General features: G+C 45.5%; 19 protein-coding genes and 1 other RNA gene. 13 read left to right on the top strand and 7 right to left on the bottom strand.

What is annotated here, in order from left to right; genetic code table 11:
• Positions 1 to 93: 93 nt before the first annotated feature.
• The 3 genes from degS to zapG form a co-directional block, all read right to left on the bottom strand.
• Entirely contained in the window at positions 94 to 1,158 is a 1,065-nt protein-coding gene (gene degS, locus AB4493_RS12160; RefSeq protein WP_171732331.1) for an outer membrane-stress sensor serine endopeptidase DegS, read from the bottom strand.
• 158 nt (positions 1,159 to 1,316) lie between these two features.
• Positions 1,317 to 2,672: a Do family serine endopeptidase gene (locus AB4493_RS12155; protein WP_017061431.1), complete on the bottom strand. Its 1,356-nt coding sequence runs from the start codon at positions 2,670 to 2,672 to the stop codon at positions 1,317 to 1,319.
• 126 nt (positions 2,673 to 2,798) lie between these two features.
• Positions 2,799 to 3,254, bottom strand: coding sequence for a Z-ring associated protein ZapG (gene zapG / locus AB4493_RS12150; RefSeq protein WP_017061432.1), 456 nt, complete (start codon positions 3,252 to 3,254; stop codon positions 2,799 to 2,801).
• Positions 3,255 to 3,473: 219 nt separating this feature from the next.
• On the opposite strand from zapG, the gene zapE reads away from it, so the two are divergent.
• From zapE to sspB, 8 genes are all read left to right on the top strand, one after another.
• A complete protein-coding gene (zapE, locus tag AB4493_RS12145) occupies positions 3,474 to 4,577 on the top strand; it encodes a cell division protein ZapE (RefSeq protein WP_017061433.1) in 1,104 nt (367 codons plus the stop codon).
• A 247-nt stretch (positions 4,578 to 4,824) separates the two neighbouring features.
• Positions 4,825 to 5,253 (top strand): 50S ribosomal protein L13, encoded by a 429-nt coding sequence (gene rplM / locus AB4493_RS12140; RefSeq protein WP_010434689.1) that lies wholly within the window; start codon positions 4,825 to 4,827, stop codon positions 5,251 to 5,253.
• A gap of 13 nt (positions 5,254 to 5,266) precedes the next feature.
• Positions 5,267 to 5,659 carry a 30S ribosomal protein S9 gene (rpsI, locus tag AB4493_RS12135; protein ID WP_004740758.1) on the top strand — a complete coding sequence of 131 codons (393 nt, stop codon included), beginning with the start codon at positions 5,267 to 5,269 and terminating at the stop codon, positions 5,657 to 5,659.
• A 330-nt stretch (positions 5,660 to 5,989) separates the two neighbouring features.
• Positions 5,990 to 6,580 carry a ubiquinol-cytochrome c reductase iron-sulfur subunit gene (petA, locus tag AB4493_RS12130; RefSeq protein WP_017061434.1) on the top strand — a complete coding sequence of 197 codons (591 nt, stop codon included), beginning with the start codon at positions 5,990 to 5,992 and terminating at the stop codon, positions 6,578 to 6,580.
• Positions 6,580 to 7,845, top strand: coding sequence for a cytochrome bc complex cytochrome b subunit (locus AB4493_RS12125; RefSeq protein ID WP_017061435.1), 1,266 nt, complete (start codon positions 6,580 to 6,582; stop codon positions 7,843 to 7,845). Before petA ends, AB4493_RS12125 begins: the two co-directional genes overlap by 1 nt.
• The gene (locus tag AB4493_RS12120; protein ID WP_017061436.1) at positions 7,842 to 8,579 is read left to right on the top strand and encodes a cytochrome c1; all 738 of its coding nucleotides are present in this window, start codon (positions 7,842 to 7,844) and stop codon (positions 8,577 to 8,579) included. Before AB4493_RS12125 ends, AB4493_RS12120 begins: the two co-directional genes overlap by 4 nt.
• Before the next feature lie 97 nt (positions 8,580 to 8,676).
• On the top strand, positions 8,677 to 9,312 hold the full coding sequence (sspA, locus tag AB4493_RS12115) for a stringent starvation protein SspA (RefSeq protein ID WP_009848943.1): 636 nt from the start codon (positions 8,677 to 8,679) through the stop codon (positions 9,310 to 9,312).
• A gap of 6 nt (positions 9,313 to 9,318) precedes the next feature.
• Complete coding sequence (sspB, locus tag AB4493_RS12110; RefSeq protein WP_017072808.1) at positions 9,319 to 9,813, top strand: ClpXP protease specificity-enhancing factor; 495 nt, start codon at positions 9,319 to 9,321, stop codon at positions 9,811 to 9,813.
• A 254-nt stretch (positions 9,814 to 10,067) separates the two neighbouring features.
• Here the strand turns inward: sspB and AB4493_RS12105 are convergent, their stop codons facing one another.
• Genes AB4493_RS12105 through AB4493_RS12090 form a run of 4 tightly spaced genes read right to left on the bottom strand, consistent with a single transcriptional unit; the run spans position 10,068 to position 13,485 of the window.
• Positions 10,068 to 10,673 (bottom strand): BON domain-containing protein, encoded by a 606-nt coding sequence (locus tag AB4493_RS12105; RefSeq protein ID WP_017062905.1) that lies wholly within the window; start codon positions 10,671 to 10,673, stop codon positions 10,068 to 10,070.
• A 16-nt stretch (positions 10,674 to 10,689) separates the two neighbouring features.
• Positions 10,690 to 11,280: a phosphoheptose isomerase gene (locus tag AB4493_RS12100; RefSeq protein WP_004729817.1), complete on the bottom strand. Its 591-nt coding sequence runs from the start codon at positions 11,278 to 11,280 to the stop codon at positions 10,690 to 10,692.
• A 2-nt stretch (positions 11,281 to 11,282) separates the two neighbouring features.
• The gene (locus AB4493_RS12095; RefSeq protein ID WP_372155079.1) at positions 11,283 to 11,681 is read right to left on the bottom strand and encodes a YraN family protein; all 399 of its coding nucleotides are present in this window, start codon (positions 11,679 to 11,681) and stop codon (positions 11,283 to 11,285) included.
• The gene (locus AB4493_RS12090) at positions 11,668 to 13,485 is read right to left on the bottom strand and encodes a penicillin-binding protein activator (RefSeq protein WP_137002193.1); all 1,818 of its coding nucleotides are present in this window, start codon (positions 13,483 to 13,485) and stop codon (positions 11,668 to 11,670) included. Before AB4493_RS12090 ends, AB4493_RS12095 begins: the two co-directional genes overlap by 14 nt.
• A 61-nt stretch (positions 13,486 to 13,546) precedes the next feature.
• Here AB4493_RS12090 and rsmI point away from each other — a divergent pair, with 61 nt between their 5' ends.
• From rsmI to AB4493_RS12065, 5 genes are all read left to right on the top strand, one after another.
• The gene (gene rsmI, locus AB4493_RS12085; RefSeq protein ID WP_019824587.1) at positions 13,547 to 14,413 is read left to right on the top strand and encodes a 16S rRNA (cytidine(1402)-2'-O)-methyltransferase; all 867 of its coding nucleotides are present in this window, start codon (positions 13,547 to 13,549) and stop codon (positions 14,411 to 14,413) included.
• Between the two features lie 176 nt (positions 14,414 to 14,589).
• Positions 14,590 to 15,029, top strand: an RNA gene (rnpB, locus tag AB4493_RS12080) — RNase P RNA component class A.
• Positions 15,030 to 15,257: 228 nt separating this feature from the next.
• Complete coding sequence (gene rsmH, locus AB4493_RS12075) at positions 15,258 to 16,208, top strand: 16S rRNA (cytosine(1402)-N(4))-methyltransferase RsmH (RefSeq protein WP_017066240.1); 951 nt, start codon at positions 15,258 to 15,260, stop codon at positions 16,206 to 16,208.
• Between the two features lie 3 nt (positions 16,209 to 16,211).
• Positions 16,212 to 16,529, top strand: a complete 318-nt coding sequence (gene ftsL, locus AB4493_RS12070; RefSeq protein ID WP_019824585.1) for a cell division protein FtsL — start codon at positions 16,212 to 16,214, stop codon at positions 16,527 to 16,529.
• A complete protein-coding gene (locus tag AB4493_RS12065; protein ID WP_017070830.1) occupies positions 16,526 to 18,283 on the top strand; it encodes a peptidoglycan glycosyltransferase FtsI in 1,758 nt (585 codons plus the stop codon). The genes ftsL and AB4493_RS12065 overlap by 4 nt, the downstream gene beginning before the upstream one ends.
• The last annotated feature ends 1 nt before the right edge of the window (position 18,284 follow it).

Genomic DNA, 18,284 nt, shown 5'->3' with positions numbered 1-18,284 from the left:
AAACAATCTTTAGATAAAAGAAAACCCAGCCTATGAGCTGGGTTTTTTGTACTTGTGTATTAGCAGCTTGAATCATTGCTTACAGAGTTTGCTCTACAGGCGAGCATCTTCGGCGATGGTCACCTTTAAGGTTTTGCTTTCACCTTGGCGCAATATACCCACATCGATAACTGTACCAGGTCGCAGGTCGGTAACGATGTCCATTACACTCTGGCGACCATTTACTTGGTTATCGTTGATACTGACAATAATGTCTTGAGCTTCAAAACCCGCATCGGCAGCCGGACCATTAGGGTCTATCCCCAACACAACGATCCCGCCGATATTCTTAGTACCCAACATGCGTGAGGTGACTGAGTTGATGTCTTGTCCATCGATACCAATATAGCCACGAATCACACGACCATCGGCGATGATCTTTTCCATGATTTTATTAGCAAGCGGATAGGGGATAGCGAATGAGATCCCATAGGTTTCCATGTCGGTAGCTTGCTGGAAAGAGGCGGTATTGATACCGACTAGCTCACCTTGTGAGTTCACCAGTGCGCCACCTGAGTTACCTTCATTGATTGCCGCATCGGTCTGGATAAAGGCTTGATGGCCATCGGCACTGATCGAAGAACGGCCGGTTGCAGAGATGATACCAAAGGTTGTTGTTTGACCTAGGTTGTATGGGTTACCGATAGCCAGTACAACATCACCGACATTGGCTTTGTAATTAGGATTGAGTGGGATCACCGGTAGATTATCACCGCTGACTCTAAGTATCGCGATATCGGTGCGTTTGTCTGAACCGACAAGTTGCGCAGCTGCTACTCGGCCATCTTGAAGTGCCACAACTATTTGGTCTGCTTGAGCCACCACATGGAAGTTGGTAATGATGTAGCCTTTCTCGCTAACAATCACCCCAGAGCCCAAACCTTGTGTGAGCAGTTTGTTTCGATCGCTTTCAGCGTATTTACGGCTATAAATGTTAACCACTGCAGGCGCCGCGCGGCGAACTGCTTGGTTAAATGAAATCTGAAGAGAGCCAATATTATCGACTTTAGGGCTAGTGACGTCAGCGACAATCGCTGGTCTTAAGCTCGGGAAGGCGAGAAGAATAAGCGCCGCTGAAACGAGTCCAAGGGAAATAGAACGAAATAGAAAGGACAGCATGTTTCCCTCTTCAACAAGTAAGGTGTGAAGCCTCCATCAATGGATGACTGATTTGATTACAAGTGAAGCATAGCATTTTGATTGATCTAAAGAAAAGGGAGACTGAGTAAGTTTAAAGCAAACTTACTGAGCCTCCCTGTAATTGCGCTGACGTAAGACTATCGAATCACAAGATAGATAGTTCGGTCGCCTCGCTGGATATTAAGCGCCAGTACACCAGGTTGTTTTTCAAGAATCTCTCTAAACTCAGCAAGGTTCTTAACGGGCTGGCGGTTTACTCCGATGATGATGTCATCTTTCAGGAGTTGATAGGCTTCGGCTGGTGAACCTTGAGCAACATTCGATACCTTGACGCCCGTTGCAGAGTCACTCTCTGTTGTGTTGGTTAACTCAGCACCAGCTAGTCCTTCATGGAGCTTCTCAGCTTGTGTTTTATTATTGGTGGATTCACCAAGCGTCACATCAAAGGTTTTGCTCTTACCGTCACGAACCACACCCAGTTCAATCTGCTTACCAGCGCCGAGTGTTGCGACCTTAGCTCTTAACTCGCTGAAGGTATCAATGCGTTTGCCATTAATAGAGACAATAATATCGCCCGCTTTCAGTCCTGCTTTATCGGCTGCGCTGTCAGGGACGATTTGGCTAACAAAGGCGCCCTTGCTTGATTCATAACCGAGTGCTTCTGCCAATTCAGAGGTCACTTCTCCGCCTTGAACGCCAAGCATGCCGCGTTTTACTTCACCGAAGTCGAGAATTTGTTCTGTCAGGTTTGTCATCATATTAGAAGGGATTGCAAAGCCGATACCGACATTACCTCCGTTAGGGCCAAGAATGGCGGTGTTGATACCAATTAGCTCACCGTTAAGGTTCACTAGCGCACCACCAGAGTTGCCGCTGTTGATTGCTGCATCGGTTTGAATGAAGTTTTCAAAGTTTTCTAGATTCAGGCCGCTACGGCCGAGTGCAGAAACAATACCGGATGTCACGGTTTGCCCAAGTCCGAATGGGTTACCGATCGCGACACTAAAATCACCAACTCTTAGTTTGTCTGAGTCTGCGACTTTTATCTGGGTCAGGTTTTTGGCTTCTTCTAATTTTAGCAGTGCGATATCAGACATCTGGTCGCCGCCGATTAGCTCAGCATCGTACTCTCGACCATCATGCAGTTTTACTTTGATATCGTCCGCACCATTAATGACATGGTAATTGGTCACGATATGACCTTTCTCGGCGTCAATGATGACACCAGAGCCTAATCCGCGGAAGGGACGCTCTCGTGTTTGTTCTGGACCAAAAAAGAATTGAAATTGTTCAGGGATTTGCTGACGTTGTACCTGTTTGCCTTCTACGGCAATACTAACCACAGCGGGGGTCACTTGTTCAAGCATAGGAGCAAGGCTCGGTAATTGTTCATTACCCACACTTAATGGCAGTGCGGCTGTTGCTTTAATGGGGGTGATGATTGAACTTAAGCTTAAAGTTAGCACTGATAAAGCAAGCAAAGGTTTTTTCATCATAAACTCCTCTCTAGTTAAGGTCTTAACCCTCTTATACGTTTAATAAGTATGATAAGTTTCAAATGACCTGAGTGAAAGTTATGACTCAAAAACCTTTGTAAAGTTCACAGAGTTGTTAAATGTTTACGATGCTTTTGCTGTAACAACATCGGGAGCATTCATGATTTCTTTCTTCTGCTCTGTAAATAAACCGGTTGCGCCATTAGCGTAATCTTTCGGTTGTTCCTCAAGTGTCGCCTCTTTTACTGAAGGCTTCTCTTGTGGCTTGTCCGAATGGGCAGCGGCTGTTTTCACAAACGGGTTATCTTGCTCTGGCAGGTTAGGAATCAGCTCTGAGCTTGTTTTTTCCATGTGTTGGTACAGTTTTGTGTAGTCTTTACCTAATGTGTCCAACATTTCTGCTGATTTCGCAAAGTGATCAGCCAGCTCTTGTCGCTGCTGCTCAAGGGCAAACTTTGCGCTATCCAATTCTTTCTGTACGTTCTTTTGTTTTTTGTATTCAGGTGTCATGAGACGAGAAATAGCGACCCCTAAAATAACTCCGACTAGTAAACCGGCAACGGCATACATCCAAGGCATAACAGCTCCTTATTATTGTTTTTTAACATGTTTGTTACTACTTAGTTACACGTGATACAGCTCCATGGTACTATGAGAAAGCCGCAGTATAAAGAGAAATGCGTGTGCGCTAGTTAGCAGTTTGATGCTGCATTATTCACCACATCACGTTATTCCTCGTACTGTTTGGGCTCATTTTTAGTTGTTGTCTGATATTGCTTTCATTGTGGAAATGTCGTCATGAATCCCATTAAAAAATACGAACAAGATATAAAAGAACATGGATTTCAAAGAGATCCAGCACAAGAGCAAGCCGTAAAATCTTTAGATGAACTCTTTCATCAATTTCAAGATTACATGAATACGCCCATTCCTCAACTGACTCGCTTCCAGAAATTACTAGGCAAAAAGCCAGAACTGCCACAACCACCGAAAGGTCTCTATTTTTGGGGTGGCGTAGGGCGAGGAAAAACGTACTTAATGGATACGTTCTATGATGCCTTACCGACCACTAAAAAAATGCGTGTTCACTTTCACCGCTTTATGTATCGAGTTCATGATGAGCTAAAGGCGCTAGGTAATGTGAGTGATCCATTGCCTTTAGTCGCAGACAAGTTGAAGGAAGAAGCGGACATTATCTGTTTCGACGAATTCTTTGTTTCAGACATCACCGATGCGATGATCCTAGGAACCTTGTTCCAAGAGTTATTCGCTCGAAACGCTATCTTGGTTGCGACCTCTAATATTCCACCTGCGGATCTGTATCGCAACGGGTTACAGCGAGCGCGTTTCTTACCTGCCATCAAGCTCATTCAAGACAACTGTCATATCCTTAATGTCGATAGTGGTATTGACTATCGTCTACGTACCTTAGAACAGGCTGAGATTTACCATTACCCGCTAGATAGCCAAGCGAATATTAATCTCGAAAAGTATTACGCTCAGCTCGTTGGTGAAGATAAAGAGAAGCTTAAGCAGATAGAGGTTAACCACCGTCAATTAGATGTAGTCGAAGCGAGTGATGGCGTACTGCATGGTACCTTTGCTCAGCTTTGTCAGTCGGCTCGTAGCCAGAACGACTATATTGAGTTGTCTCGGGTTTATCACACAGTTCTATTGGCGGATGTATTGCAAATGGGCGCGACTTCAGATGACGCTGCGAGGCGCTTCATTGCATTAGTTGATGAGTTCTACGAGCGCAATGTGAAGCTGATTATTTCAGCGGAAGTGGAGCTAGAAAAGCTATACACCCATGGTCAGCTAGAGTTTGAATTTAAACGTTGTCAGTCGCGTTTAATTGAAATGCAGAGCCATGAATATTTGGCAAAAGAACACTTAAGTTAGCTTTGATTATCTCGAATAAGAAATAGAATTAAAAAAATCGTGATTTTGTTCAAAAAGAGGTGATTTTTTCTTCGCTCTTCTCTATAATCCTGCGACCTACCGTTACTGCGGGCCTCTAGCGATGAGTAAAATCACGTTATGCCAAGAGTTTTCCAACACTCGAAGGGGTGATGAATGGTAACTCTTAGACAGTGGGAATACGCGAGTATTCCTTAAGTGTAAATTTTTTAAATAGGTAATTATTAGCATGAAAACTTTCGTTGCTAAACCAGAAACTGTAAAACGCGACTGGTATGTTGTAGACGCTGAAGGCAAAACTCTTGGCCGTCTAGCAAGTGAAATCGCTTCTCGCCTACGCGGCAAGCACAAAGCAGAATACACTCCTCACGTAGACACTGGTGATTACATCATCGTTGTTAACGCTGAGAAAGTTGCTGTAACTGGTAACAAAGCTAAGGGTAAGGTTTACTACCGTCACTCAGAGTTCCCAGGTGGTCTTAAAACTATCACTTTTGAAAAGCTAATTGCTAAGAAACCAGAAATGGTTCTAGAACTAGCAGTTAAAGGTATGCTTCCACGTGGTCCTCTAGGCCGCGCGATGTACCGTAAGCTTAAAGTGTACGCTGGTACTGAGCACAACCATGTTGCTCAACAGCCACAAGTACTAGACATCTAAGGGGATTATGAAAATGGCAGAGAATCAATACTACGGCACTGGTCGTCGCAAAAGCTCAGCAGCTCGTGTTTTCATCAAACCAGGCTCTGGTGAGATCGTAATCAACAAGCGTAGCCTTGATGTTTACTTCGGTCGTCCAACTTCTCGTATGGTTGTTAAGCAACCTCTTGAGCTAGTTGAACTAACTGAGAAACTTGACCTTTACATCACTGTTTCTGGTGGTGGTATTTCTGGTCAAGCTGGCGCAATCCGCCACGGTATCACTCGCGCTCTTATGGAGTACGATGAAACTCTACGTCCTGCTCTACGTGCAGCTGGCTACGTTACTCGTGACGCTCGTTGCGTTGAACGTAAGAAAGTTGGTCTACGTAAAGCACGTCGTAAACCTCAATTCTCTAAGCGTTAATTTTTCTTTACGAAAAAGTACACGCCCCCAGTTTTACGACTGGAATTGTGGTTCAAAGCTCGGCTATATGCCGGGCTTTTTGTTTTTATACCCCCTCTAAACGCTTTCCCTTCCTCGTTTTATTTCCAAATTCTTATATTTTGAAAGCTTTTGTAACCCAATGTGCGCTTTGCCTCATGATTGTTACAAAAAGGTAGCTTTATCTTGTCAAAAAGTAGGGTTTTATTTATCATTTGCCGTCAATAAATAGAACTAAATACATATTTTGTTAGCCATGCTCTTTAATCGGAATTATTTCAATCCACAAGGAGCAAATGGGAGAATGTTTGGATGAGCAACGCGCCTTTAAATAACGGTCGCAGGCGTTTCTTAACCGCAACAACAGCCGTTGTTGGTGGTTTAGGAGCAGCTGCTGTAGCCGTGCCTTTTATTAAATCATGGAATCCGAGTGCCAAGGCGAAAGCTGCGGGCGCGCCGGTGGAAGTGGAAGTCAGTAAGTTAGAACCGGGACAAATGGTTCGTGTCGAGTGGCAAGGTAAACCTGTATGGGTTGTACGCCGTGCTGAGTCGGTACTAGAAAACCTAAAATCGATCGGTGGTCAACTTCGTGACCCTCAATCTGAAGCTGAACAACAACCAGAATACGCACAGAACGAGTTCCGTTCAATTAAGCCGGAATTCTTCGTTGCTGTTGGTTTCTGTACGCACTTAGGTTGTTCTCCAACTTACCTGCCGGATTCTTTTGCAGAACAAGTTCAGGGTGTTAAGTCTGGTTTCTTCTGTCCTTGTCATGGTTCAAAGTTTGATATGGCAGGTCGAGTATTCCAAGGCGTACCAGCTCCATTGAATCTTGTTGTACCAAAGCATATGTATTTGAGTGACACTAAGATCATGATCGGTGTGGACGAGGGAGACGCGTAATGCAAGGATTGCTTGATTGGGTAGAGAAACGTCTACCCGCGATGAATGCGTATAAAAAGCATTTATCTGAATACCCAATGCCTAAGAACTTTAACTTTTGGTACCTTTTCGGTTCTTTGGCAATGTTGGTATTGGTTAACCAAATCCTTACGGGTATTTGGCTAACAATGAACTACGTACCGTCAGGTGAGGGTGCATTTGCTTCTGTTGAATACATCATGCGTGATGTGGAATACGGTTGGCTACTACGTTACATGCACTCAACAGGTGCTTCGGCATTCTTCGTTGTTATCTACCTGCACATGTTCCGTGGCCTAATCTATGGTTCTTACCAAAAGCCTCGTGAGCTACTTTGGATCTTCGGTATGTTGATCTTCTTAGTGCTTATGGCTGAGGCTTTCATGGGTTACCTACTACCATGGGGTCAAATGTCTTACTGGGGTGCTCAGGTAATCATTTCTCTGTTTGGTGCGATCCCTGTTATCGGTGATGACCTAACGCTTTGGATCCGTGGTGACTACATCATCTCTGGTGCAACGCTGAACCGTTTCTTCGCACTGCACGTTATCGCTCTACCAATTGTACTTCTGCTGCTTATCGTACTTCACGTACTAGCACTGCACGAAGTGGGTTCGAACAACCCAGACGGTATTGAGACGAAACTTCCTAAAGGCACAATGGGCGACGACTACAAAACGCAGTTCCCATTCCACAAGGATTACACTAAGAAATACGACATCATTGACTCTATTCCTTTCCACCCATACGGGACCGTGAAAGATATGGTTGGTGTGGCCGGTTTCCTATTCTTCTTCTGTTATGTGCTGTTCTTTAACCCAGAGATGGGTGGATTCTTCCTTGAGCCGCCAAACTTTGAAGCTGCTAACCCACTGAAAACACCAGAGCACATCGCTCCGGTATGGTACTTCACGCCGTTTTACGCAATTCTGCGTGCTGTTCCTGATAAGTTGCTAGGTGTTGTAGCAATGGGCGCATCTATTGTTGTGCTATTCCTACTACCATGGTTCGACCGTTGTAAAGTGCGTTCTTACCGTTACCGTAGCAAACTGCATTTGATTAACATCATCCAATTCACAATAAGCTTTATTGCGCTTGGTGTACTTGGTGCGCTTCCAGCAACGCCAACATACACGCTACTGGCTCAAATCTTTAGCTTAGGTTACTTCATGTTCTTCGTTCTACTGTGGTTCTACAGTAAAAATGAAGCGACGAAACCATTACCAGAAAGGGTGACATTCAAATGAAAAAGTGGATTGTAATTTTATTTGCTATGTTGCCGTCACTGGTGATGGCAGCGGGTGCAAACGTACCATTAGACAAAGCGAACAATGATTTAACAGACAAAGCTTCATTGCAAAATGGCGCTAAGATGTTCATGAACTACTGTTTCGCTTGTCACTCAACGCAGTACCAGCGCTATGAACGTGTTGCGAATGATTTAGAGATCCCCGTTGATCTTATGAAGGAAAATCTGATTTTCGACCCTGAAGCGAAAATCGGTGACTTGATGGTTAATGCTATGCCTTCTGATCAAGCGGCAAGTTGGTTTGGTGCTCCGCCACCAGACCTAACATTGGTTGCTCGTGTTCGTGGCGCAGACTGGCTGTACACTTACCTTCGTACTTTCTATGAAGATCCGTCTCGTCCATTTGGCGTGAACAACATTGTTTTCCCAAGCGTTGGTATGCCGCACGTTCTTGAAGAACTGCAAGGTATCCCAACACCAATCTACGATACTCATATGGTAGATGGCGAGGAAGTGACGGTTGTTGTTGGCACTGAGACTGACGGCTCTGGCGAATTAAGTGCTGGTGAATACGACGAAGCAGTTCGTGACCTTGTTAACTTTTTGGTTTACTCGGGCGACCCAGTTCAACTTGAGCGTCACGCTATGGGTTGGTGGGTAATGGCCTTCTTAGTAATCTTCACTATCATCGTGATTTTACTGAAGAAAGAGTATTGGCGTGATGTGCACTAATTGTGCTATAATACCGTGCTAATTCCCAAATTATGTTAATGTTCAATGGAGGCTTTAGGCCTCCATTGTTTTTATTTAAAGTGTACTGGAGGGCTCCATGGCTGTAGCTGCCAATAAACGTTCTGTAATGACTCTTTTCTCAAGTGCTTCTGATATGTATAGCCATCAGGTGCGCATCGTTCTTGCTGAAAAAGGCGTAAGTGTTGAAGTTGAGTTGGTTGATGAAAAAAATCTACCAGCAGAGCTTGTTGAACTGAACCCGTACAAATCAGTACCTACTCTTGTTGATCGTGAGCTTGCTCTATATGACTCGAAGATCATCATGGAATACCTAGATGAGCGTTTCCCTCACCCACCGTTGATGCCTGTATACCCGGTTGCTCGTGGTAACAGCCGTCTAATGATGTACCGCATTGAGCGTAACTGGTATTCAGTTGCAGAGAAGATCGTTAAAGGCAACGCTGAAGAATCTGAAGCAGCTCGCGTTAAACTGCGCAACGACCTACTGACTCTTGCTCCTATCTTCGCTGAGTATGAATACTTCATGAGCGAAGAGTTTAGCCTAATTGATTGTTACCTAGCTCCGCTATTATGGCGTTTACCTGAGCTTGGTATCGAACTAATTGGTCCTGGTTCTAAAGAGCTTAAGATTTACATGAACCGCGTATTCGAACGTGATTCATTCCTAGCTTCTCTAACTGAAGCTGAGCGTGAGATGCGACTCGTTCGCTAAGCGTTTATGGATATTTCTAATATGACTCCACGCCGACCATACATGCTTCGTGCATTTTATGAGTGGCTGGTTGATAACGAACTAACTCCACACCTTGTTGTTGAAGCAACATTACCGGGTGTGCGAGTTCCAGAAGAGTTTGTTCAAGATGGTCAGATCATTCTGAACATCGCGCCTCGTGCGGTTGGACAACTTGAACTGGGTAACGAAGCTGTGACGTTTAGTGCTCGCTTTAGTGGTCGTCCACACTCTGTGATCGTTCCGCTTTACGCAGTACAAGCGATTTATGCTCGTGAAAATGGTGCTGGTACCATGTTTGAACCTGAAGAGGCTTACATGGAAGCGTTTGAAGAAGGGATTGAAGAAAGTCCTTTTGAAGAACCAGAAAAAGGCCCATCTTTGAGCGTAGCAACGGCAGACGTAGATGCTGAAGAGCCAGACTCAGATCCTGAGCCACCTCGTCCAGCGAAAGGTCGCCCAAGCCTTCGTGTTATCAAATAACGTTAGTTATACCAATCACAGTAAGTAAGTGATCAGAAATAGCGCAGGAAAAAAGCTTGAGAGCAAGGCGGAATTTTTTGATAAGTAGTTATTCTACAATCAAAAATTCTAACGCAGTTATCGAGATTTTTAACAAGCTAGAATGATAGATTATTTACTACGATTGGTATTAGATAACGAACCAAATAAAAAAGCAGCGACTCGTCGCTGCTTTTTCTTTTCTGCTATATCGCATTTAGTTGACTGGCTTACGGCTAGTTAACAGCCGTCTCTTCTTCACCGTATTCAAACGCTCGAATAACCTGTTTTACGCCAGATATGTTACGCGCAACTTCTGTCGCGATATCGGCATGCTCTCTAGTCACGAGTCCAAGTAGGAATACTTCAGAATCCTCAGTAATCACTTTTACTTTGATGCCGTTAAGCTCAGCATTCGCAAGCAGAGCTGATTTCACCTTAGTGGTAATCCAGCTGTCTTTACTGATAGCACTTACAGACAAAGGTTCTTTCACTCGAACTTGATTGTGGATGCTCTCAACGCCAGCCACTTCTTTGGCTTGGTTTTCAAAAGCGCGACGTTCTGAATCTGTGGTTGCTTGCCCCATCAACACCACTGAACCTCGGTATGAGCTTGCGGTGACACGTACATTGCCACGGAATGGTTGTTTATTGGTAATCGCTGCAACTTCAAATTCGATGTTGTTGTCGTTCCAAATCTCTTTGGTTGTTCGCGTATCTGTGACTAGGTTTGCAGTAGTTGCAGCACCAGCAATGAAAATGCCAGCACAACCAGACAGAGACAGTGTAAGTAGCGAAACATTAATCAGCTTAAACAGCCTCATAGAGGTTAATGATTTCATTGTGATGCTCCGTATATCACTCTTCGTGGGCAGGGAAGAGTACTTGATCGATTAGGTCACATAGGCAGTGCAGTGTCACCATGTGTACTTCATGAATGCGCGCTGTACGGTGTGACGGGATACGAATCTCTACATCGTGTTCACCAAGCAAACCTGCCATCTCACCACCATCTTTACCGGTAAAGGCGATGATGGTCATGTCGCGAGTTACCGCCGCTTCCATTGCCTTGATGATGTTCTTGCTGTTACCGCTAGTCGAGATAGCCAACAGAATATCGCCAGTTTGACCGAATGCACGCACCTGCTTAGAGAAGATCTCTTCATAGTGGTAGTCGTTAGCCACAGCCGTTAGCGTGGTGTTGTCTGCTGTGAGTGCCATTGCTGGAAGGCTAGGGCGCTCTGTTTCAAACCGGTTGAGTAGGCACGATACAAATTGCTGAGCATTCGACGCCGAACCACCATTACCACAACAAAGAATTTTGTTTCCGTTAAGCAAGGTCGCAACCATTGCTTGAGCGGCATGCGTGATTGCGTCAGGCAGAGCTTCTGCAGCCGCAATTTGGATTTGAATACTTTCTGTGAAACTTTCTTTAATGCTGTCTAGCATGTTTATCCTTGGGTAATCGCGTTTTGAATCCAGTCGATAGTGTCATTCGGCCCTTCAATGGCAACAATATCAAACCTGAAATCTGTAGAGTGCACCGACAAGCCTTGCTGCATAAGCCAAACATTGGCTGTTTTGAGCAGTTTCTGTGACTTCTTGGCAGTCACCATTTCAGCGGCATGTCCGTAGCGGGTTTGCTTGCGGTATTTTACCTCAGCAAACACAACCGTATTGTTATGGCGCATTATAAGATCAATCTCGCCACATTTTGCTATGAAGTTTTCTTCTATTAACGATAAACCGTGGTTAATCAGATAAGATTTTGCCACGGCCTCGTATTTATCACCCACTTGTTTGTGGGTGATGGTTGGTTTGGGTAGGAACTTTCGGCTAAAAAGCCCCATGCTCTGCCCAGCTGATTTCACGTTGAACCACACAGTTGTTATCGATGGTTAGCACACCCGTTTCACCTGGAATGCTGTAACCCTGTACGGCTTTCATCTGTGGCAGTGCATCCATTAGGTAGTATGCATCCATTCCCAGTGCTTGCAGACGCTTTTGGCCGTTTGAGTGTGCAGGCCATAGGTCGTTTAGCTCTTTATTAAGCTCGTTTTTGTTCTCAACCAATAGTGGGATGTCGCTGTAGAACACGCCGGTTAGGTCTTCATACTGCTTATCACCGCTGTTGCTGCGTGAGTTTGAGAAAAGAGCGGGCTGGCTAGCATCAGGGTTAATTGCAACTTCAATGAAGGGTTTGATTAGCGTTAGCTCTGAGTTCTTAGCCACAATGTAGACAGAATCGATATCACGACGGCTGCGTGGCTCTGTTTCTAGGTCTAGGTTCAGTAACCCATCCATTTGAGCGATACGTTGTTGGCTCTCTTGCAAGCCAAATACCTGATTCACATTACGTTGCAGTTGGCGTTTGTCAGAGAACAAGCTGATAGCCACATCGTTGCTGCTGTATTTTTTCCACTCTTCTTTAAACGCTTGCTCAACACGCTCACCTAAACGTCCTCTTGGCGCAAGGATAAGCGGATACTTGTAGCCTTGAGCAAATAGGTGTTTCGCTGCCTGAGCAACTTCTTGTTCAGGCGATAGAGCGAGATAGCAAATATTGGTATCAGGTTCTAGTTGCGTTGGAATGTTCAGAGCTAAAGCTGGAATCGAATTCTCGTGGTTTTTCTGCGCTTGCTGAAGCTTAGTAATGTTGCTCTTGATCAGCGGACCCACAATGAAATCAACGTTGTTCTCTTCCAGTGTCGCTTTAATCTCAGCAGCACTTTGCACGTTGGTATCCATTACTGTCAGCGTTGCATCTTCTTCGCGTTCTTTGTCGTTCATCATCGCAAAGATGAAGCCATCACGTACCAGTTGTGCTTGCTTACCGTATTTACCCGTTAGCGGCAGCAACAGTGCAGTGCTGGTTGGCTTGCTGATCTCTAGCGCCAAGATGTCGGTGATCGCCTGAGGTGTGTAAGTAGCAGCTGGGTGCTGAGGATTCTCGGCTAACCAATCCGATAAGGTTTCCTGCAGGTTTGGAAGATTTGAGTTCAGCGTCTTCATGTAGATTGCCAGTTGTAACCAACCTGAAAGCACATCTTCTGTCGGTGATGTTTTCAGTTCTAGAATCTCGTATTGAGAGTAGCTATTCAGGTTTTGCCAAATACGGTCGGCAGTTTGCTGTTGAAGCTCGTCGTCAGCCTCTAGGTACTCTGAATAGAGCACTAACTCACGGCTTGCCTCGAAATACTCACTCTTCATCTCTGAGATGTTCGCGCGTAGCTCGTGATAATCTTTCCACTGCTCGTTCGGAAGCTTCCACCAAGGCTGGAAGTTCAGTTGGCTATAAGCTTGTTCAGGCTGCGAGTTATTCACCAACAGTTGAGCGCGAGCTAATTGCCATTCCGCTTGTTGCGTTTCGCTCAGCTCTTGTTTTGCTAAGCGTTTAATAAGCAGAGTTGCTTGATCGGTTTTTCCAGCTTGCACAGAAGCCTTAAGCGCCATGATTAACCAGTCGTTTTGTAGACTTCCTTTGCTACTATCCGCTTGCATCATGTAACTTTCAGTTGATTGCGCTGGATCTAGTGTAATATCAACGCTCGTTGGTGCTTGAGGACCTGAAGAACAAGCCGCCAATGTAATTGCTAATGCAATTGGAGTTAGTAAGCGTGGTACACTGAGTCTCTTATGGTTCATCGTTGCCATGAGTTCTTTAAATTCCGTATAAATTTGTATCTATATTAATCGTTGAAGTGATGGTAAACAAATGACAGATAACAAAACCTTGCTCACAGAGAGCCCAACTCTCTACATTGTGCCAACCCCAATCGGAAATTTGGGAGATATCACTCAAAGAGCAATTGAAATTTTATCAAGTGTCGATGTTATTGCAGCCGAAGACACACGCCACACGGGTAAGCTGCTTGCTCACTTCAATATATCAACCAGAACGTTCGCTTTACATGATCATAATGAACAAACTAAAGCGCAAGTTCTAGTCGAAAGGTTATTAGAAGGTCAGTCTATCGCATTAGTCTCTGATGCGGGTACTCCTTTAATTAGTGACCCAGGTTACCATCTTGTCTCACAATGTCGTCAAGCGGGTGTGAGAGTTGTGCCACTTCCTGGTGCTTGTGCTGTGATTACCGCGTTAAGTGCTTCTGGTTTACCGTCAGATCGTTTCAGCTTTGAAGGCTTCTTACCGCCCAAAAGCAAAGGTCGTAAAGACAAGTTCTTAGAGATCGCAAAGGCAGAGCGCACCTGCATCTTCTATGAATCACCACACCGTATTTCAGACTCTTTGCAAGATATGCTTGAGATTCTTGGCCCTGACCGTGAGGTTGTATTGGCGCGTGAGCTAACTAAAACCTTCGAAACCATCCAAGGGCTGCCACTGGGTGAACTTATTGAGTGGATTGAAGAAGACGCGAACCGTAAACGCGGTGAGATGGTGTTACTGATTCACGGCCACCGTGAAGAAGCGAGCACAGAATTGCCAGACGAAGCGACTCGCACACTAGGCATTCTAACCAAAGAGCTGCCTCTTAAAAAAGCGGCGGCAATGACGGCAGAAATCTACAATCTGAAAAAGAACGCGTTATACAAATGGGGCCTAGAGCATCTAGACAACTAGAAACCTCTTTATAGAGTAGCTAACCTGTATTGAAAAGCTTGTGAGGAATGATGGTATTGCCGTCATTCCTCTTTTTTTGTTTGAATTGTGTGAAATTTACGCAGTTGCTTAGAGGTTTGCACCATATTTGTGATCTCGCTAGACACTGCACCCTAATCTCTATACAATCCGCCCTCGGAGTTGAACGGGTAATCGCTGCTTTGCTGATGTCCTTCGGGAGACTGACGTTGAGGTCCTTCGGGAAACTGACGTTGAAGTCCTTCGGGAGACTGGTAGAGGGGAGGAACGTCCGGGCTCCATAGAGCAGGGTGCCAGATAACGTCTGGGGGGCGCGAGCCCACGACAAGTGCAGCAGAGAGAAGACCGCCGATGGCCTCATTTCTTCGGAAGGGGCACAGGTAAGGCTGAAAGGGTGCGGTAAGAGCGCACCGTGCGACTGGCAACAGTTCGTAGCAAGGTAAACTCCACCCGGAGCAAGATCAAATAGGCCCTCACATTGCGTTGCTCGCGTATGGGGGCGGGTAGATTGCTTGAGCCTGTGAGCGATTGCAGGCCTAGACGAATGGTTACCGCCGCGCAAGCGGAACAGAACCCGGCGTATGTGTCAACTCCACCTATATAAAGAACCCATCATTACTTAACGGTAGTGATGGGTTTTTTGCTTTATATTGACGTAAATTATTTAGATTTCCTTAGAATCCTTCACCCTGATATGAGCTTGGGTCAAAAATTCCCAAAGCCTATACACAATATGGTGGAGATACGGCGTGAAATCAGTACACTAAAACGTTAATAGAACAAATTATTGCCGAACTAATGGCTCAATCCACTCACTGAGAAGACTATGACAGAAGCATTCAAACATATTTCAGTATTGCTTAACGAATCTATTGACGGACTTGCGATCAAACCTGACGGTACCTACATCGATGGTACTTTTGGCCGTGGTGGTCACAGCCGTACAATCCTGTCTAAACTGGGCGAGAATGGACGACTCTTTAGTATTGACCGCGATCCACAAGCGATTGCAGAAGCGCAAAAGATTGATGACCCTCGTTTTACGATTATTCACGGCCCGTTCTCAGGTATGGCTGAATATGCGGAGCGTTATGACTTAGTCGGTCAAGTGGATGGTGTGTTACTGGATCTAGGTGTTTCTTCACCACAGCTAGATGACGCTGAGCGTGGCTTTAGCTTCATGAAAGACGGTCCGCTTGATATGCGTATGGACCCAACAACCGGTATTCCTGTCTCTCAGTGGTTAGTTGAAGCCGATCTTGATGACATCACATGGGTTATCCGTGAGTTCGGTGAAGACAAACACGCTCGTCGTATCGCGAAAGGCATCATCGCTTATCAAGAGAATGAAGAGAACGAACCTCTAACGCGCACTGGTCAGTTGGCTAAGCTTATCTCGGATGTAGCTCCAAAAAGCTTCAAAGAGAAAAAGCACCCAGCAACACGTGCTTTCCAAGCCTTCCGTATCTACATCAACAGTGAACTTGAAGAGATCGATACAGCCCTGAAAGGCGCAGCAAGCATTCTTGCTCCTGAAGGCCGTTTGTCTGTTATTAGCTTTCACTCTCTTGAAGACCGCATGGTGAAGCGCTTTATCCGTAAAGAGAGCCAAGGTCCGCAAGTACCACATGGCCTGCCACTAACAGAAGAGCAGATCAAAGCGCTAGGCAGTGCTGATCTTAAGCCTGTTGGTAAAGCGATCAAGCCTTCTAAAGATGAAGTGGATGAGAATACTCGTTCGCGTAGCTCAGTATTACGAATCGCAGAAAAGCTATAGTCAATGAAGACCTCCAAACCGAACTTAGCCAAGATAATATTTTTTGATTTGATCTCCGTGGGCAAGGTCCCATTGATGCTTCTTATCTGTATCTTCGCGAGTGCGATGGGGGTCGTTCTTACGACACATATGTCACGTCAGGCGATCACGCAAAAAGACACGGCGTTGGTGGAGCGAGAACAGCTTGATGATGAGTGGCGAAATTTAATGCTTGAAGAGACGGCTCTGGCTGAACATAGTCGCGTTCAAGCATCGGCAAAAAGAGAGCTAGACATGAAACGTCCAGACTCTGAAAAAGAAGTTGTGATCACACTGAAATGACCGGTAAAAAGGAAAAAGCACCCGCAAAAGCTGTTAAGAAACCAACGAAAGAGCGAGTGAAGAGCGAAAAGGATTCGGATCCAATTCTTATTAAATGGCGTTTCAACGTCGTTATTGCTTTCGTGTTTCTTGCCTTTGCTGCGCTGGTTGGTCGTGTGGCTTACATCCAAATTATTGAACCAGATAACTTAATTCGTCAGGGCGACCTTCGCTCAGTACGTGTTAAGGCCATTCCTTCTGCTCGCGGTATTATTTCAGACCGCAATGGCGAGCCGCTTGCTGTGAGTGTTCCAGTTGAAGCGGTATGGGCCGATCCTAAAACGATTTTCGATAAAAACGGCATGGCCCAAATTGATCGTTGGTACGCGTTAGCCGATGTACTTGGCTTAGAGCGACAATCGATGATCGACAAGATCTCTAGCAACAAATCCCGTCGATTTATTTACCTGCAAAGACAAGTTAGCCCAGCAATGGCGAAATACATCCGCGACTTAAAGCTGGTGGGTATTGGTCTTAAAGCAGAATCACGTCGTTATTACCCAGCCGGTGAAGTCAGCGCGCATCTTATTGGTGTGACCGGAATTGATGGACACGGCCTAGAAGGTGTCGAGCGCAGCTACGATAAGTGGCTCACGGGTGAAGCAGGTAAACGTACAATCCGTAAAGACCGTTACGGGCGAGTAGTTGAAAACATTGCACTAGAAGAGCGTGAAGAAGGTAAACCACTCGAATTGACCATCGATCAGCGCTTACAAGCCATCGCTTATCGAGCGATTAAACAGGCGGTAGCCGATCACAAGGCGACGTCTGGATCTGCCATCTTATTAGACGTAAAAACGGGTGCGGTTTTGGCCATGGTTAACGCACCGTCTTACAACCCAAACAATCGTGCTGATTTACAAAGCTTTAAGATGCGTAACCGCGTGATCACCGATGCTTTTGAGCCAGGTTCGACGGTTAAGCCGTTTGTTGTTCTTGCCGCTCTCGAAAATGGTACCGCGGATGCTGATACTGTAATTGATACGGGTAACGGCATCATGCAAATCGGTGGTAGCCGTGTACGTGATACTTCCAAAGTTGGTAAGGCAGACTTGGCGTTAATCCTTAAGAAGTCGAGTAACATCGGTGTGGCGAAGTTAGCACTGGATATGCCACTTGAAGCGCTACTGGGCATGTACAGTTCTGTTGGTCTTGGCGAGATGTCTGGGCTGAATCTAGTCGGTGAGACCGCGGGTATTTTCCCGAACCGTCGACGCTGGTCTAAGTTTGAAATCGCTACCTTATCCTTTGGTTATGGTCTAGCGATTACTCCGCTGCAATTGGCTCATGCCTATGCGACGTTAGCGAATCACGGTGTTTACGAACCTATCCATATCGTTAAAAGCAACGACCAAGATTTCTCAAAACAGATCATCAAGCGCGAAAATGCTGAGTTGGTTTTGAACATGCTAGAAGGCGTAACCCAAAAGGGCGGTACAGCGACAAGAGCTGCCGTGCCGGGTTACCGAGTAGCAGCAAAAACAGGTACATCTAGAAAAGCGATTTCCGGTGGTTATGGAGACGAGTACTTCGCCTATACCGCAGGTGTTGCTCCAGTGAGTGACCCAAGAGTCTCTTTGGTTGTGATGATCAATGAACCTCAAGGTGACCTCTACTATGGTGGCTCGGTCGCAGCCCCTGTTTTTTCTGAAATCATGAAGGGCGCACTGCAAATTCTGAATGTCCCTGCTGATGAAAACAAGTTTCAAGAATAGA

Origin of the sequence: Vibrio sp. 10N.222.55.A1 (assembly GCF_041473835.1) — a bacterium.
GTDB lineage: Bacteria > Pseudomonadota > Gammaproteobacteria > Enterobacterales > Vibrionaceae > Vibrio > Vibrio crassostreae_C.
This window is presented reverse-complemented; position numbering and strand designations above follow the sequence as displayed.

What these genes read in the sequence shown, in the direction of transcription:
- AB4493_RS12065 (WP_017070830.1), top strand. Translation starts at nt 16,526, where the DNA reads ATGACCGGTAAAAAGGAAAAAGCACCCGCAAAAGCTGTTAAGAAACCA.
- zapG (WP_017061432.1), bottom strand. Translation starts at nt 3,254, where the DNA reads ATGCCTTGGATGTATGCCGTTGCCGGTTTACTAGTCGGAGTTATTTTA.
- rplM (WP_010434689.1), top strand. Translation starts at nt 4,825, where the DNA reads ATGAAAACTTTCGTTGCTAAACCAGAAACTGTAAAACGCGACTGGTAT.
- AB4493_RS12125 (WP_017061435.1), top strand. Translation starts at nt 6,580, where the DNA reads ATGCAAGGATTGCTTGATTGGGTAGAGAAACGTCTACCCGCGATGAAT.
- petA (WP_017061434.1), top strand. Translation starts at nt 5,990, where the DNA reads ATGAGCAACGCGCCTTTAAATAACGGTCGCAGGCGTTTCTTAACCGCA.
- rsmI (WP_019824587.1), top strand. Translation starts at nt 13,547, where the DNA reads ATGACAGATAACAAAACCTTGCTCACAGAGAGCCCAACTCTCTACATT.
- AB4493_RS12095 (WP_372155079.1), bottom strand. Translation starts at nt 11,681, where the DNA reads ATGGGGCTTTTTAGCCGAAAGTTCCTACCCAAACCAACCATCACCCAC.
- rpsI (WP_004740758.1), top strand. Translation starts at nt 5,267, where the DNA reads ATGGCAGAGAATCAATACTACGGCACTGGTCGTCGCAAAAGCTCAGCA.
- sspB (WP_017072808.1), top strand. Translation starts at nt 9,319, where the DNA reads ATGGATATTTCTAATATGACTCCACGCCGACCATACATGCTTCGTGCA.
- AB4493_RS12100 (WP_004729817.1), bottom strand. Translation starts at nt 11,280, where the DNA reads ATGCTAGACAGCATTAAAGAAAGTTTCACAGAAAGTATTCAAATCCAA.
- rsmH (WP_017066240.1), top strand. Translation starts at nt 15,258, where the DNA reads ATGACAGAAGCATTCAAACATATTTCAGTATTGCTTAACGAATCTATT.
- AB4493_RS12090 (WP_137002193.1), bottom strand. Translation starts at nt 13,485, where the DNA reads ATGGCAACGATGAACCATAAGAGACTCAGTGTACCACGCTTACTAACT.
- AB4493_RS12105 (WP_017062905.1), bottom strand. Translation starts at nt 10,673, where the DNA reads ATGAAATCATTAACCTCTATGAGGCTGTTTAAGCTGATTAATGTTTCG.
- degS (WP_171732331.1), bottom strand. Translation starts at nt 1,158, where the DNA reads ATGCTGTCCTTTCTATTTCGTTCTATTTCCCTTGGACTCGTTTCAGCG.
- sspA (WP_009848943.1), top strand. Translation starts at nt 8,677, where the DNA reads ATGGCTGTAGCTGCCAATAAACGTTCTGTAATGACTCTTTTCTCAAGT.
- AB4493_RS12155 (WP_017061431.1), bottom strand. Translation starts at nt 2,672, where the DNA reads ATGAAAAAACCTTTGCTTGCTTTATCAGTGCTAACTTTAAGCTTAAGT.
- AB4493_RS12120 (WP_017061436.1), top strand. Translation starts at nt 7,842, where the DNA reads ATGAAAAAGTGGATTGTAATTTTATTTGCTATGTTGCCGTCACTGGTG.
- ftsL (WP_019824585.1), top strand. Translation starts at nt 16,212, where the DNA reads ATGAAGACCTCCAAACCGAACTTAGCCAAGATAATATTTTTTGATTTG.
- zapE (WP_017061433.1), top strand. Translation starts at nt 3,474, where the DNA reads ATGAATCCCATTAAAAAATACGAACAAGATATAAAAGAACATGGATTT.